Origin of the sequence: Bacillus sp. ISL-47 (assembly GCF_018613175.1) — a bacterium.
In the GTDB taxonomy this organism is placed as follows: Bacteria; Bacillota; Bacilli; order Bacillales; family Cytobacillaceae; genus Cytobacillus.
This window is the reverse complement of sequence record NZ_JAGGQS010000051.1, coordinates 1-13079: the sequence shown is the minus strand read 5'-3', so window position 1 is coordinate 13079 and position 13079 is coordinate 1. Positions and strand designations below refer to the sequence as shown.

13 protein-coding genes, 1 pseudogene and 1 riboswitch are annotated in these 13079 nt (G+C 39.9%); of the genes and pseudogenes, 3 read left to right on the top strand and 11 right to left on the bottom strand.

Annotated features, from left to right (window positions below; translation table 11 throughout):
- Positions 1–67: 67 nt before the first annotated feature.
- From J7I93_RS17620 to J7I93_RS17605, 4 genes are all read right to left on the bottom strand, one after another.
- A complete protein-coding gene (locus J7I93_RS17620; protein WP_214727212.1) occupies positions 68–1447 on the bottom strand; it encodes a HAMP domain-containing sensor histidine kinase in 1380 nt (459 codons plus the stop codon).
- Positions 1444–2118, bottom strand: a complete 675-nt coding sequence (locus tag J7I93_RS17615; RefSeq protein WP_214727211.1) for a response regulator transcription factor — start codon at positions 2116–2118, stop codon at positions 1444–1446. Before J7I93_RS17615 ends, J7I93_RS17620 begins: the two co-directional genes overlap by 4 nt.
- A 104-nt stretch (positions 2119–2222) precedes the next feature.
- Positions 2223–3260 (bottom strand): ribonucleotide-diphosphate reductase subunit beta, encoded by a 1038-nt coding sequence (locus J7I93_RS17610; RefSeq protein WP_214727210.1) that lies wholly within the window; start codon positions 3258–3260, stop codon positions 2223–2225.
- A gap of 12 nt (positions 3261–3272) precedes the next feature.
- A complete protein-coding gene (locus J7I93_RS17605; protein ID WP_214727208.1) occupies positions 3273–5495 on the bottom strand; it encodes a ribonucleoside-diphosphate reductase subunit alpha in 2223 nt (740 codons plus the stop codon).
- A gap of 137 nt (positions 5496–5632) precedes the next feature.
- A riboswitch (cobalamin riboswitch) is annotated at positions 5633–5827 on the bottom strand.
- Between the two features lie 169 nt (positions 5828–5996).
- Between J7I93_RS17605 and J7I93_RS17600 the strand changes: the two genes are divergently transcribed.
- The gene (locus J7I93_RS17600) at positions 5997–6257 is read left to right on the top strand and encodes a hypothetical protein (RefSeq protein ID WP_214727206.1); all 261 of its coding nucleotides are present in this window, start codon (positions 5997–5999) and stop codon (positions 6255–6257) included.
- A gap of 48 nt (positions 6258–6305) precedes the next feature.
- Here J7I93_RS17600 and J7I93_RS25220 read toward each other — a convergent pair.
- The 5 genes and pseudogenes from J7I93_RS25220 to J7I93_RS17575 all read right to left on the bottom strand — a co-directional run.
- Positions 6306–6524, bottom strand: a pseudogene (locus tag J7I93_RS25220) (glutaredoxin family protein); the annotation flags it as partial.
- A 113-nt stretch (positions 6525–6637) separates the two neighbouring features.
- The gene (locus J7I93_RS17590) at positions 6638–6778 is read right to left on the bottom strand and encodes a hypothetical protein (protein WP_214727202.1); all 141 of its coding nucleotides are present in this window, start codon (positions 6776–6778) and stop codon (positions 6638–6640) included.
- A gap of 38 nt (positions 6779–6816) precedes the next feature.
- Positions 6817–9243, bottom strand: a complete 2427-nt coding sequence (locus J7I93_RS17585; protein WP_214727201.1) for a heavy metal translocating P-type ATPase — start codon at positions 9241–9243, stop codon at positions 6817–6819.
- A 150-nt stretch (positions 9244–9393) separates the two neighbouring features.
- A complete protein-coding gene (copZ, locus tag J7I93_RS17580) occupies positions 9394–9600 on the bottom strand; it encodes a copper chaperone CopZ (RefSeq protein WP_214727200.1) in 207 nt (68 codons plus the stop codon).
- Positions 9601–9613: 13 nt separating this feature from the next.
- Positions 9614–9955: a metal-sensitive transcriptional regulator gene (locus tag J7I93_RS17575; RefSeq protein ID WP_214988252.1), complete on the bottom strand. Its 342-nt coding sequence runs from the start codon at positions 9953–9955 to the stop codon at positions 9614–9616.
- Positions 9956–10148: 193 nt separating this feature from the next.
- On the opposite strand from J7I93_RS17575, the gene J7I93_RS17570 reads away from it, so the two are divergent.
- Positions 10149–10301, top strand: coding sequence for a hypothetical protein (locus tag J7I93_RS17570; RefSeq protein ID WP_214727199.1), 153 nt, complete (start codon positions 10149–10151; stop codon positions 10299–10301).
- A gap of 33 nt (positions 10302–10334) precedes the next feature.
- Here J7I93_RS17570 and J7I93_RS17565 read toward each other — a convergent pair whose 3' ends face one another.
- Together J7I93_RS17565 and mgtE are read right to left on the bottom strand one after the other, a co-directional pair.
- On the bottom strand, positions 10335–10514 hold the full coding sequence (locus J7I93_RS17565; RefSeq protein ID WP_214727198.1) for an H-type small acid-soluble spore protein: 180 nt from the start codon (positions 10512–10514) through the stop codon (positions 10335–10337).
- A gap of 72 nt (positions 10515–10586) precedes the next feature.
- Positions 10587–11942 carry a magnesium transporter gene (gene mgtE, locus J7I93_RS17560; RefSeq protein WP_214727197.1) on the bottom strand — a complete coding sequence of 452 codons (1356 nt, stop codon included), beginning with the start codon at positions 11940–11942 and terminating at the stop codon, positions 10587–10589.
- 168 nt (positions 11943–12110) lie between these two features.
- On the opposite strand from mgtE, the gene J7I93_RS17555 reads away from it, so the two are divergent.
- Positions 12111–12734, top strand: a complete 624-nt coding sequence (locus tag J7I93_RS17555; RefSeq protein ID WP_214727196.1) for a LysE family transporter — start codon at positions 12111–12113, stop codon at positions 12732–12734.
- The last annotated feature ends 345 nt before the right edge of the window (positions 12735–13079 follow it).

Here is a 13079-nt window from a genome sequence, read left to right as displayed (position 1 = left end):
CACCCATGCCGGGCGCACATGGCAAAAAGATCCTGCGGTTAAGCAGGATCTTTCTGTTACTGCGTTTTTAGAGCTTTTTTGGCAGAGTCAGTGTAAAAGTGGTACCTTCCCCTTTCTTGCTTATTACTTCTATTTTGCCATTATGCAAATCAACAATGGAATAAACAATTGCCAGCCCCAGTCCTGAACCTTCAATAGAACGAGTTCTGGAAGTATCGGCCCTGTATAATCGGTCATAAATCCTTGCAAGCTCTTCCTGTTCCATACCAATTCCATTATCTTTAAAAAGGATTTCATAATGTTCCTCTTGTTCAACCAATGTAATGTCTACTTCCCCATTTTCACTGCTGTATATAATGCTATTTGTCAGCAGATTTTCCCACACGGAATAGAGAAGAGGAGGATCAGCCACTATATAGGCTTTCGGCAAAGAATAACTTGCCATCATTCCTTTTTCACTTAAATTCCATTGATATTGGCGAATAACCTTTTTGATTTGTTCACTAAGGTCATATTTTTGGACATTAAGAAGGTCGGCCCTGCTATCAATTGATGACAAAAGGAGGAGCTGCCGTGTCAGTGTTGATAAGCGGTCAATTTCAGAATCGACTGCATCAATGTTTTTCCAGGTCTCCTCATGTGTTCCTCCTCCTTTTATAAGTTTCATATACCCTTTTATATTAGAAAGTGGAGATTGAATATCGTGGGAGATATTGCTGATAAATTCTTTGCGCATTTCATTGGTTTTCTGAAGTTTATTGGCCATTTTGGTAAAACTTGAAGCCAGTTCTCCAATTTCATCACGCCTCTTGATATTGAGTTTAATCCCAAAGTCACCAGCAGCTATAAGTGATGTAGCGCGATTAAGCTTTCCGATTGGACGAATCAGGTATTTTGCACTGATCAGAACGAGAATTACGCTAAGGACTATCATTCCGGCAACCAGCCATGCAATCAATGAGTGCAGTTCCCCAAAAAGAAGCTTGATATCCGGGCGTATAAATAAGCCATAATTGTCCCCTCTATATTCAAAAGGAATTCCCACAGTATTCTTTAATTCATTGGCAAAAAAACCAGTCACAAAAGTCTTATGAGGAAAGGCCGCAATCCCGTGATATGCCTCTCCGTTCAGCACCATTTCCTTTGCTTCTTCCGGTAAATTACTCTCTCTAAAACCAGAACCGTAATAAGTCTCTTCACCATTTTTATTCACGATGAATATTTGGTATCCAATGGAACCGAGGTGTGAGAAATAGTTATGTAAATCAGTATCCTCATCTGATCCAATAAAATCAGCTATTTCCAGAGCGATACTGGCTATTTTAGTATCATTTTGACTTTTCAATTCGTTCTGATAATAAGCATTGGATGCCCAAAAAGAAATAAGGCCGCTTGCCAGCATAATAAGGATTGTGGTGAGTGTAAACTTTGAATACAAAGATCTCATTGCCTATACTCCAATGAATAGCCGATTCCTCGAACGGTTTTAATACTGAATTCATTAGAAACCTTTGTAAAACGCTCCCTCAAGCGTTTGATATGGACATCAACTGTGCGTTCATCGCCTTCATAATCCAAGCCCCATATATGTTCAATTATTTGCCCCCTGCTGAATACCTGATTAGGCTGGGAAGCTAAAAAGTGAAGCAATTCGAATTCTTTTAAAGGAAGTATATAGATCTTGCCCTCCAGCTCTATCTCATAGCTTTTCTTATTGATAAGCAAGCTCCCTAAACGCAGGTTTTTTTCCTCGCTTTTTCCATACCTTCTTAACAGAGCATTTATCCTGAACAAAAGCTCCTTTGGCTCAAAAGGTTTAACAAGATAGTCATCCGTTCCCAATAGAAAGCCTTTTTCTTTGTCTTCTAACTGGCTTTTCGAGGTAAGCATTATGATAGGAATCTCAGAGTATTTTCTTATCTCTTCTGTTAATCTATAGCCATCTATATAGGGCATCATAATATCAATAATCGCAAGATCAAGGGATTCATTTTTCATCAGTTCTAAAGCTTCTGAGCCATTTGCCGCTTCAACGGTTTGAAAACCTTCCTTGTTTAAAAGCTCCTTTACTAAAAAACGGACATGCTGATCATCATCTGTTATTAAAATTGTCTTCATACATGCACCTGCTCATTATATAATCTACTGAATCTATTGTATTAAATTAGAGCATAGAAATAAACCTTGCAAGAACAGCAAGGTTTATCGAAAAAATTCTAAATCTATAATTCGTCAAATCCATTATCCACTTGTACCTTTGTATATTGCCGTGACTTTTGTTCAAAGAAATCCGATTTGCCATGGTCCACTTCTTCGTACGCCACAATCCAGCGAAGCGGATTTGTACGATAACCCTCAAATGGACGCTCATAGCCCAGCTGATTGCAGCGCACATTTGCATAAAATTTGATATATGCCTCCACATCGGAAAGCAAGATTCCTTCAGTCTTCTCGCCTATCACATAACGAGCCCATTTTACTTCCAATTCAGCAGCCCTCTTAAATGTACCCAGGACAAAGTCCTTCAATTCCTTTGTATCGAGTTCCGGATTTTCCTGCAAAATTTCTTTGAATATTTTCACAAACAGATCCACATGGATTTGCTCGTCCCGATTAATATAATTTATCATCGTGGATGTTGCTACCATTTTTTGATTTCTTGCCAAATGATAAAAGAATGCAAAGCCTGAATAGAAAAATAATCCTTCCAACACGACATCATACACAATCGATTTCAGCAAATTTTCAGGGTTTGGATTTGCGGTAAAGTCCTGATACCCATTCGTTACAAACTGATTTCTTTCGGCTAATATAGGCTCCGTCCTCCAAAATTCAAAGACCTCATCCTGCTTTTGTTTTGGTACAAGGCTTGACAGCACATAGGAATAAGAGTGATTATGGATCACCTCCTGCTGTGCCAGAATGATCATAAGTGCTGAGAGGCTCGAATCCGTTAAATAATCAGCAACCTTACCTGCATAATCCGTCTGGATGCTGTCGAGCAATGCCAGCAATCCAATAATCTTCAAAAAAGCTGCTTGTTCATCTTCTTTTAGCGCAGGAAATTGCTTTATATCCTGTGACATATTTATTTCAAATGGCGTCCAGAAATTAGCCAGCATTTTTTTATATTTCGGGTATGCCCAGGAAAAACGGACATCATCCCAATTAAGAACATTAGAGCATTCCCCGTTTATAATTGAAGTTGCACGATTTGGTGCAGCAGTGTTGATTAGTTGACGTTTTTTTAATTTATTCATAGGATTCTCCCCTTAGCTAGAACAAGATTCACAGTCTTCTATTTCTGATGATGTAGAACGTATATAATAGGTTGTTTTAAATTTATTATTCCAGGCACTAAGATGCAGATTTAAAAGATGTACCGCTTTTATATTATTAGGGATGTAAAAATTAAATGAAATTCCCTGGTCAATATGTTTTTGCCTTTTGGCATTCTGCTGGATGCTCCACTCCTGGCCAATATGGTAGGCAGACTTGTAATACCAGATGGTTTCGCTGTTTAAGTCAGGAGCTGTCACAGGAATCCGGTAATCTTTTTTCTCCTCGGAATATTGTTTATTAAAAATAGGATCTATACTTGGGGTGCTGCCTGCAATCAAGGCGGTCGATGCATTGGGAGCAACCGCCATCAAGTATCCATTGCGGATTCCAACTTTCTTTACTTTTTCTTTTAATGCCGTCCAGTTAAACTTAGAGTTGGTGTTCAAATATCCTCTTTTTTCAAAATAGGCGCCAGTCTCCCAGTCAGATCCCTCAAAAGCTGGATATTCCCCTTTTTCTTCTGCAAGCGTCATAGAGCTTATTATCGTTAAATAGGCAATTTTTTCATAGAGCTTGTCAGCAAAGTCCGCTGCCTGCATGCTTTCCCATGGAATCTTTTTCAGTGCAAGCAGATGGTGCCAGCCAAATGTCCCCAAACCAATCGCCCGATACTTTTGATTGGTGATTTGTCCTTGGATTACTGGAATCCTGTTAATATCAATCACATTATCAAGCATCCGTACCTGGATCGGAATCAGCCTTTCAAGGACATTATGTTGGCAGGCTCTTGCCAGATTAATAGATGAAAGATTGCAAACCACAAAGTCTCCAGGTATCTTTTCAATCATGATCTTCCCATCCTTGGTATACTCTTCCGTTCTCTTAGTGACACTTTGATTTTGAACAATCTCTGTACAAAGATTTGTACAATAGATCATTCCGGATTGAGAATTTGTATTTTTCCTATTTACTTCATCCCGATAAAACATGAAGGGAGTTCCGGTCTCGAGCTGGCTTTTCATGATTGACTTCATAATATCGATTGCAGGTACCTTTTCTCTTGAAAGCAGAGGGCTGTCAATGCATTCTTTGTATTTCTGCCGGAAAGATCCCTCCCGTTCACCTTCGTCATAAAAGTCCTCAAGCGAGAAACCCATTACCTTCCGTACCTCATGAGGATCAAACAAGTACCAATACCCGCGGCATTCAACTTTCTCCATAAACAAATCCGGGATGCACACTCCGGTAAATAAATCATGGGTACGCTGTCTTTCATCTCCGTTATTAAGCTTTGCATCCAGGAAAGAGAAGATATCTTTATGCCATACATCCAGATAAACGCTGATCGCTCCCTGACGCTGTCCCAGCTGGTCCACACTGACCGCTGTATTATTCAGCTGCTTCATCCATGGAATGACACCTGATGAAGCGCCTTTAAAGCCTTTAATATCACTGCCTCTGCTGCGGATTTTCCCCAGGTAGACACCGATTCCCCCGCCATTCTTCGACAGAGAGGCTATATCTGTATTGCTGTCATAGATTCCCTCAAGGCTGTCATCGACCGTTTCGACAAAACAGCTGGAAAGCTGTCCCCAGTTTTTCCCCGCATTAGCCAGTGTGGGCGTGGCCACTGTCATATATAAACCGCTCATGGCCCAATAGGCTTCCTTCACAAGCTTCAGCCGCTTTTCCGGCCGTTCCTTTTTCATTAAAACCATGCTTATGATCATAAACCGTTCCTGCGGCAGCTCAAACAGATTTTTCTGCCTGTCCCTCGCTAGATACCGGTCTGCCAGCATTTTCAGCCCTAAATAAGTAAATAAATGATCATTTTCCGTTTTAATAATTGCTGCCAGCTCATTGATATCCTCCTGTGAGTATGTATCTAATAAATCTTTTTCATAGATTTCCAGAGCTGTCAGCCGCTTGATCAATTGATAAAAGTGGCCGTAGCAATCCTCCGGCAAACAACCTCTGTTTTCACCTGCTTCCTGATACAATTTTTTTAAAAGAAGGCGTGAAGCCGCAAAGGTCCAATCAGGCTCATCCATACTTATCAATGACAAACATTCTAAAATCAGCTGATCATACAGCGCTTCTTCCTTGAGGTGATTCATCTCTTCGGACCTCTTAAGTAAAAAGTCAATATCAAGCTTCGGAAATTCTGTTTTAAGCTCCTCTATGACTGCATTCGTTTGTAATGTATGTACCATCTTGCTTCCTCCTATATGGCAAAATAAAAATCCGCCCGGAAAATGAGCGGATCAAACGAAAGTTAATAGCTGGAACCAGTACTTATTTGGAAAGCTATTACACCATCGTTTCATCATCTCAATCCCCGAAGATAAGAAACTTTCGATCGCCCTGGCAGGTCTCCTGGCTTGTGCTTCACTCTACTAAAAGCCCTTCCCATACAAGCACCATGAAGCGGCTTGTACAGTGGCATGCTTTGTTCGTCTGCACTTACAGTTGCGGGGACAGCTCCGGATTTTCACCGGATTCCCTTTTAAGTCCATTTAAGAACACCAATCACGATCTATATGTAGTTTTTCATTTTATAATAATCACTATATATTGTAGGTAATTCTATCATAGGGAATACTAGATTACAAATTTTTAAATTAATCAATTCACATTTAGTTCAATATTCCTCGATAACTTCTCGACAATTATCCTGTAATCTAAAGATGCAATAAAAAAGGAGTGATTCAAAAATGAAAAGGTTGATTGCTGGAATATTCTCCGTTTCCCTTATTCTTGGTTCAGGTACTGCCATTCTAGCAGCAGGAAACGAATCACCTGAAGGTTTTTTGAACTTTGGAAAAGTGAAGCCGCTCATGCAGGAAATGCACCCCGAATTTTCCAACCAGGAACTGAAAGAAATGTTTGAGAGCTGCCATGGAACAAAGGGAGCAATGCCGAGCAGTGTCTTTAAACAAATGGCTAAAGACAAAATGGAGGACATAATGTATTAGGAAAAAAGACAGAAGGAGAGCAATTCTCCTTCTGTCTTTTTGTTAAAATCAATCTTTCTCAATCATATTTCTAATAACGTCCTGGTTCATCTCAAAGCCTATAAAATGCTTTTTCTTTGTTCCGCCATACCATTTCTTTTTTTCAAACAGAAAGGCTGGGACAATTCGGCTGCCGGTTAAATGGATAAGATCTTGTTCCCTCTCTGGGTCTTTGGCAAGATCAACTTCATTATATGGTACATTATTCTGCGAAAGGAACTCTTTCGCTGCCTGGCAATCCTGTCAAGTAGGCCTTGTATAAATTGTGAGTTTTGCCTTCAACTTAACAGCCTCCCTTTCGAATAATCTAATTATTTCTTTTACTCCCCTAATTTTGGATGTTATTCAGCATCCTCATTTACTTCGTGGTTCTCAGTTTCATGCTGTTCTTGCGCAGGTTCGGCAAAGAATCCATCATATATAGCATAACCTGCCATAACAAGAATCAAATAGGCAATGGCAGCCCCAGCCCACTTTTTCATAATAGCCAGCTCCTTCCGTCTGCTATTGTTTAACCGTTCTATGCATTTAATTTTACTCTTTGTAATCTAAGCGCATTTAATACGACTGAGACTGAACTGAAAGCCATCGCAGCACCTGCCAGCCAAGGGGCAAGGAAACCTAAAGCTGCTACTGGAATTCCAAGCGTATTATAAGCGAAAGCCCAGAACAGGTTTTGCCTGATATTGCGTATTGTCTTCTTACTCATTAGGATTGCATCTGCAATACTATTCAGATCGCCTCTCATCAGCGTAATATCGGCAGCTTCCATCGCAACATCCGTACCTGTTCCAATAGCCATTCCGATATCCGCCACCGCAAGGGCAGGAGCATCGTTAATGCCGTCACCAACCATTGCGACTTTTTTGCCTTGTTCCTGAAGCTTTTTAACTTCATCTGCCTTTCCCTCTGGAAGAACTTCCGCAATAGCGGCGTCAATTCCTACTTCTTCTGCAATCGCCTGGGCAGTCCGCTTATTATCACCTGTGATCATAACAACTTCAAGACCCATATCCTTCAGGCGTTTGATCGCTTCTTTGGATGTTTCCTTTACAGTATCCGCAACGGCTACAATCCCCATATATTGTTCATCAACCGCGACAAGCATCGCCGTTTTCCCATTGTCCTCAAGGGATTCCATTTTTGCCCTTGCTGTGGCAATGTCTATTTCATATTTCTCCATTAACCTTCTTGTCCCGATAAGCAGATCTTTGCCGTCCACTCTTGCTTTAATTCCGAAGCCCGGAATTGCTTCGAATTCTTCAGGATTTAATAAAGTTATCTCTTTTTCCTTTATTCCCTTAACAATTGCTTCAGCCAATGGATGCTCTGACTGCCTTTCGGCTGAACCAGCAAGCTGAAGGAAAATGTTTTCTTCCATGTTCCCTTCCACAATCACATCCGTTAATACAGGCTTTCCGTGGGTTACGGTTCCTGTTTTATCGAGAACAACTGTAGTTATTTCATGAGTTAATTCCAAATGCTCTCCGCCTTTGAAAAGAACTCCATATTCCGCTGCACGGCCTGAACCTGCCATAATGGATGTTGGCGTGGCTAATCCCAGTGCACAAGGACATGCAATAACAAGCACAGCAATTAATTTTTCAAGGGCTTCTGCAAACTCGCCGGGGCTAACCCACAGATACCAAACAAAGAAGGTAATAACGGCTATTGATACGACGATAGGGACAAAGATTCCGGAAATTTTATCTGCCAGGCGCTGTATTGGTGCTTTGGAGCCCTGCGCCTCTTCAACCACTCTGATTATTTGGGAAAGGGCAGTATCTTTGCCTACTTTAGTAGCTTTAATTTTCAAGAAACCATTTTTATTGATTGTGGATCCAATAACTGTATCGCCGACTGATTTATCAACCGGTACACTTTCCCCGGTTAGCATGGATTCGTCTAATGCGGACTGGCCTTCCGTGATTTCGCCATCCACAGGAATTTTTTCGCCTGGCTTTACATAGATGATATCGCCAACAAGTACATCTTCAAGGGGGATTTCTAGCTCTTCCCCATTTCTCAAAACAGTAGCTGTTTTTGCCTGCAGCCCCATTAGCTTTTTAATAGCCTCTGAAGAACGGCCTTTGGCACGAGCTTCAAATAATTTACCCAATATAATCAAGGTAATTAATATGGCACTCGTTTCATAGTAAAGCTCTACCATATGAGTATCCGTGCCAATTGATAAAATCGATTGATATAGACTGTAAAAATAGGCAGCTGAAGTACCAAGAGCCACTAAAACGTCCATATTGGCACTTTTATTCTTTAGCGCTTTATATGCACCTACATAGAATTGCTTTCCAATGAAAAATTGAACAGGAGTTGCAAGTGCGAGCTGCACCCACGGATTCATAAACATATCAGGAACATAAATAAATTGTGTGAATTCAAAATGGCCAACCATTGACCAGAACAAAGGAATGGAAAGGATTAAGGAAAAAATGAATTTCCCTTTTTGCTTCTCGATCTCTTTCTCCCTGTAATCTGCACCATCTTTTTCTGCATCTTGTTTTACTTTGGCCTGATAACCGAGATTCTCTACTTTCTTTATCATGTCCTGGACAGTTACCTGTTCAGGATTATATTCAACAGTCGCTGTCTCAAGGGCAAGATTGACAACAGCTTTTTTGACACCGGCCATCTTATTAAGCCCTTTTTCTATACGCTGGGAACAAGTGGCGCAGGTCATGCCAAGCAACTCAAATTCAGCTTTTTCAGAAACAACTGCATAACCCAGGTCCTCAATTTTTTTCTCAAAGGCTTCAACAGATGTTACATCTGGATTATACTTGACTGATGCTTTTTCCAGTGCAAGATTAACATTCGCTTCCTTAACACCTTCAAGTTTATTTAACCCTTTCTCGATGCGTGAAGAACATGCCGCACAGGTCATGCCTGATATAGGAAGCTGAACTTCTCTTAATGCCGCATCACTCATAAATACCACTCCTTAAATTAAGTGACGTATAATTTTGATTTCACTTAATATACTATACCCCTCTACCCTATGTGTCAACCAAAAATAATTAGACAAATTTTTTAAAAAAAGAGAACGTGCTATTAGACCACACGTTCCATCGTTTAAAAACTATTCTACATCATATCCCTGATCATCGATTGTTTCCTTGATTGATTCAAGTGATACCGATGAAGAATCATATTGTACTTGTACCTGACCGTTATCAAGATCAACAGATACCTTTTCTACACCGTTTAATTTTCCAACGCTGCCTTCCACTGCTTTTACACAGTGGCCGCATGACATGCCGCTAACTTTTAATGTTACATTTTCCATATTTAACATCTCCTTATTTTTTCATTAATTTTTGAATGGTTACCAAAAATTCATCCAGGACTTCATCGTCGCCTTCATGAATTCTTTCTACTACACAGCTTTTCAAATGGCCTTCAAGCAAAAGCTTTGCTACACTGTTCAAGGCAGACTGAGTTGCAGAAATCTGTGTTATAACATCATCGCAATAGGTATCTTTTTCTATAAGTCCTTTTATTCCGCGTATTTGTCCTTCAATCCGATTTAAACGAGTTGTCAGATTCTTTTTTACTTTTTCTGAATGGTGACTTTTCCGGTCTGAGTCAATGGAACAGCAGCTCTCCGCCAATAATTCATCATTTTCCAATTCAAAAGCCATTTGATCCGCCCCCTTAAGCTAATAATATTATACCCCCGTATCCTATGTAAAGAGTTTTGCTTAAAAATATTTACTTACTTTTCTTCACATTTTCCCACTTCTGTAAAAGGTTCTTGTTCATTTTTCCCTATTATGATATACAAATTCCCTGTCCATACTAACGGAAACATATCTTTAAAAGGAGGCGATCTTAATGAAAAGGAAACAAACATTTTTGGAAGATACCGGAAAGGACTTATATGGAATCGACAAAGATGTCAGCCTTCAGTCAGTTAATTTTGCTGCGGCTGAAAACCAATATTTAAATGAACGCACCGAAAAAGAATCTAATGATGAAATATACTAAATAAAGCCGCCTTTTTTGGCGGCCTTTGAATGTTTACAGCTCTTGAAGCTCAGCAATTTCTACTTCTGACCTTTCTTCAAGAGGGCCGCGCAAATGAACTGTAGCTGTACGGCCATCTTCATTTAACTTATCAATCCAAACAGAAGCACCGTTGTATTTTACTTCAATATCTGCTGATGATGAAAGAATTTGCTTTACACGTCTAACATCCATTTTTAAACACTCCCCTGCTTTTTTTCATTTTATTTTTTGCAGGGGAGTCATTTTTATGCTAGAAAACACAAATTAAGTCAGTTTTGTTATAAAAATGGTTGCCAGCCCAAAATAAATAAGTAATGACAAAATATCATTTAATGTTGTAATTAAGGGTCCGGATGCAACAGCAGGGTCAATATTAATTTTGTACAAAATGAGTGGAATTACTGTTCCTGCAAGAGTTCCGATAATTAAAGTTATAATTAAAGATGTGCCAACCACTAAACCCAGGACAAAACTGCCTTGCCATACATATGCAATTATTGCTATTAAGATTCCACAGGTCACTCCGATAATGATCCCGACGCTGAGCTCCCGAATAACCAATTTTGTTACTAGCCTTTTATCCAAATCTCTATTTATCAGTCCACGGACGACAACAGCTAATGATTGAGTGCCAGTATTTCCGGTCATTCCAGCTATCATAGGCATAAAGAAGGCAAGTGCCACAGCTTGAGATAGTGTTTCTTCAAAACCGCTGATAATGGTACCCGAAACTATACCAATAAATAATAGAAGGATAAGCCATGGAAGCCTTCTATACGCTGCAACAAGAGGCTTTGTATCAAAGTCGATCGCCCTTCCTGAGGCAGAAAGCTTTTCAATGTCTTCGTTGGCCTCGCTAATCACGACATCTATAATATCATCGAATGTAACAATCCCAACAAGCTGCCCTTCTTCCACAACGGGAATAGCCAGAAAATCGTACCTCTCGATCAGCCTTGCAACCTCCTCCTGGTCTGTATCCGCTGCTACTGCAATGACTCTGCTGTACATAATGTCCTTTATCTTTTCATTCTCATTGGCAAGGATTAAATCGCGATAAGAAACAACACCAACCAGTTTTTTGTCATCATCTATGACGTATAGATAGTTTATTGTCTCCGAGTATTCAGCAAATGATTTCATTTTTTCCACAGTGTCCCTGACCGTATAAAGCTGGGGTATCCAGACAAAACGATTTGTCATTAGCCTCCCTGCTGTTTCAGGCGGATATTTCATAATGCTTTTTACGATACGGGATTCTTCAAGCTTCATGCCGGATAGAAGCTCTTCCATCCTCTCTGCTGACATCCCTTCCAATAAAGCAGCAATATCGTCATTATCCATCAGGTCAAGAACCTCACCTGACTTTTCAATTCCTAATAATGAAAGTACTCTTGCCTGGTGATCCTGTTCAAGTTCCTGAATTAATTCGGCGATCTGATCGGGGGTCATATAAAGAAGAAATCGCGGGTGATGCTTTACCGGCAAATCTTCAAAAATTCGGGCTATATCATAAGGCTGAAGCTCCGTAATTATACTCTGAAAATGAAACCTCCTTGTTTCTTTCAATGCTTTTATAATTTCAAGGGTAATTTGATTCTCAGACATGTTTATCGCCATGTTTTCCCCTCCAGAAGTTCTCTGCTCTTATATATCCTTTTTGTTATTCCCGAAAATGCCACACAATAAAACGGCTAGGATATCCTGCTCATGTAAAAGTTGTCCTATCCTGCTTTAAGACTGAATAGAATTTGTACTAACAGTGTTTGAATTTAGGGAGTTGTATATATGAGTATTTTTCTAGGGTATGTATTTTTGGGTCTCTCTCTGGCGGCACCGATTGGTCCTATCAATGCAGCACAGCTTGATAAAGGAATCAAAAACGGTTTCTTCCATGCCTGGCTTGTTGGACTGGGCGCCATGACTGCAGATGCCGTTTACATGCTTGCTGTCTATCTGGGTGTCGTTCATTTTTTAGAAATCCCATTTATGAAAGCCTTTTTGTGGTGCTTTGGATTTTTTGTATTAGTCTACACAGGTGTGGAAAGCCTGTTGAGTGCAGGAAAAGTTATTTCTAGCACAAGAGGGAATGACGAATCTTCCATAAAATCGTTCATGTCAGGTTTTCTTATGTCATTGTCAAACCCTTTGACTATTTTATTCTGGCTTGGCATTTATGGTTCAGTCCTCGCAAAAACAGCAGCTGAGTATGATAAACCACACGTAATTTTATACAGTTGCGCCATCTTTATCGGGCTATTACTATGGGATTTAACAATGGCCGGAGTTGCCAGCAGCTTCAGAAGATTTTTAACCGGCAAGATCCTGGCATTCATTTCGATATTGTCCGGTCTGTCTTTGATTGGTTTTGGTATATATTTTGGGATACAGGCTTATAAGCTGTTGTTTTAAATACATACGGCCAGGTTATTAAAAAATTTGGCGGATGCTATTTTTTATAACGGTGCTGCAGAGCTTAAGATTGGAGAGCCTTTCTATTCGTACACCGATTGAAAGGCTGTGGGGACTTAATGACTCAGGATCAGGTCAAAAAAGACCGCCATAGAGCCAACTGACCGATATATGGAAAAAGTGACCGATAAAAATGTAATCTGACCGATATATCTGAAAAGTGACCGATAAAAATGAAATCTGACCGATATATCTGAAAAGTGACCGATAAAATGAAATTCTGACCGATAAACCTAAGAAAGTGCCCGATATTTGCTATAAAACAAGTCAAGTCCTGATTATTGT

What these genes read in the sequence shown, in the direction of transcription:
- J7I93_RS17555 (WP_214727196.1), top strand. Translation starts at nt 12,111, where the DNA reads ATGAGTATTTTTCTAGGGTATGTATTTTTGGGTCTCTCTCTGGCGGCA.
- mgtE (WP_214727197.1), bottom strand. Translation starts at nt 11,942, where the DNA reads ATGGCGATAAACATGTCTGAGAATCAAATTACCCTTGAAATTATAAAA.
- J7I93_RS17610 (WP_214727210.1), bottom strand. Translation starts at nt 3,260, where the DNA reads ATGAATAAATTAAAAAAACGTCAACTAATCAACACTGCTGCACCAAAT.
- J7I93_RS17600 (WP_214727206.1), top strand. Translation starts at nt 5,997, where the DNA reads ATGAAAAGGTTGATTGCTGGAATATTCTCCGTTTCCCTTATTCTTGGT.
- J7I93_RS17615 (WP_214727211.1), bottom strand. Translation starts at nt 2,118, where the DNA reads ATGAAGACAATTTTAATAACAGATGATGATCAGCATGTCCGTTTTTTA.
- J7I93_RS17565 (WP_214727198.1), bottom strand. Translation starts at nt 10,514, where the DNA reads ATGGATGTTAGACGTGTAAAGCAAATTCTTTCATCATCAGCAGATATT.
- J7I93_RS17570 (WP_214727199.1), top strand. Translation starts at nt 10,149, where the DNA reads ATGAAAAGGAAACAAACATTTTTGGAAGATACCGGAAAGGACTTATAT.
- J7I93_RS17605 (WP_214727208.1), bottom strand. Translation starts at nt 5,495, where the DNA reads ATGGTACATACATTACAAACGAATGCAGTCATAGAGGAGCTTAAAACA.
- copZ (WP_214727200.1), bottom strand. Translation starts at nt 9,600, where the DNA reads ATGGAAAATGTAACATTAAAAGTTAGCGGCATGTCATGCGGCCACTGT.
- J7I93_RS17620 (WP_214727212.1), bottom strand. Translation starts at nt 1,447, where the DNA reads ATGAGATCTTTGTATTCAAAGTTTACACTCACCACAATCCTTATTATG.
- J7I93_RS17585 (WP_214727201.1), bottom strand. Translation starts at nt 9,243, where the DNA reads ATGAGTGATGCGGCATTAAGAGAAGTTCAGCTTCCTATATCAGGCATG.
- J7I93_RS17575 (WP_214988252.1), bottom strand. Translation starts at nt 9,955, where the DNA reads ATGGCTTTTGAATTGGAAAATGATGAATTATTGGCGGAGAGCTGCTGT.
- J7I93_RS17590 (WP_214727202.1), bottom strand. Translation starts at nt 6,778, where the DNA reads ATGAAAAAGTGGGCTGGGGCTGCCATTGCCTATTTGATTCTTGTTATG.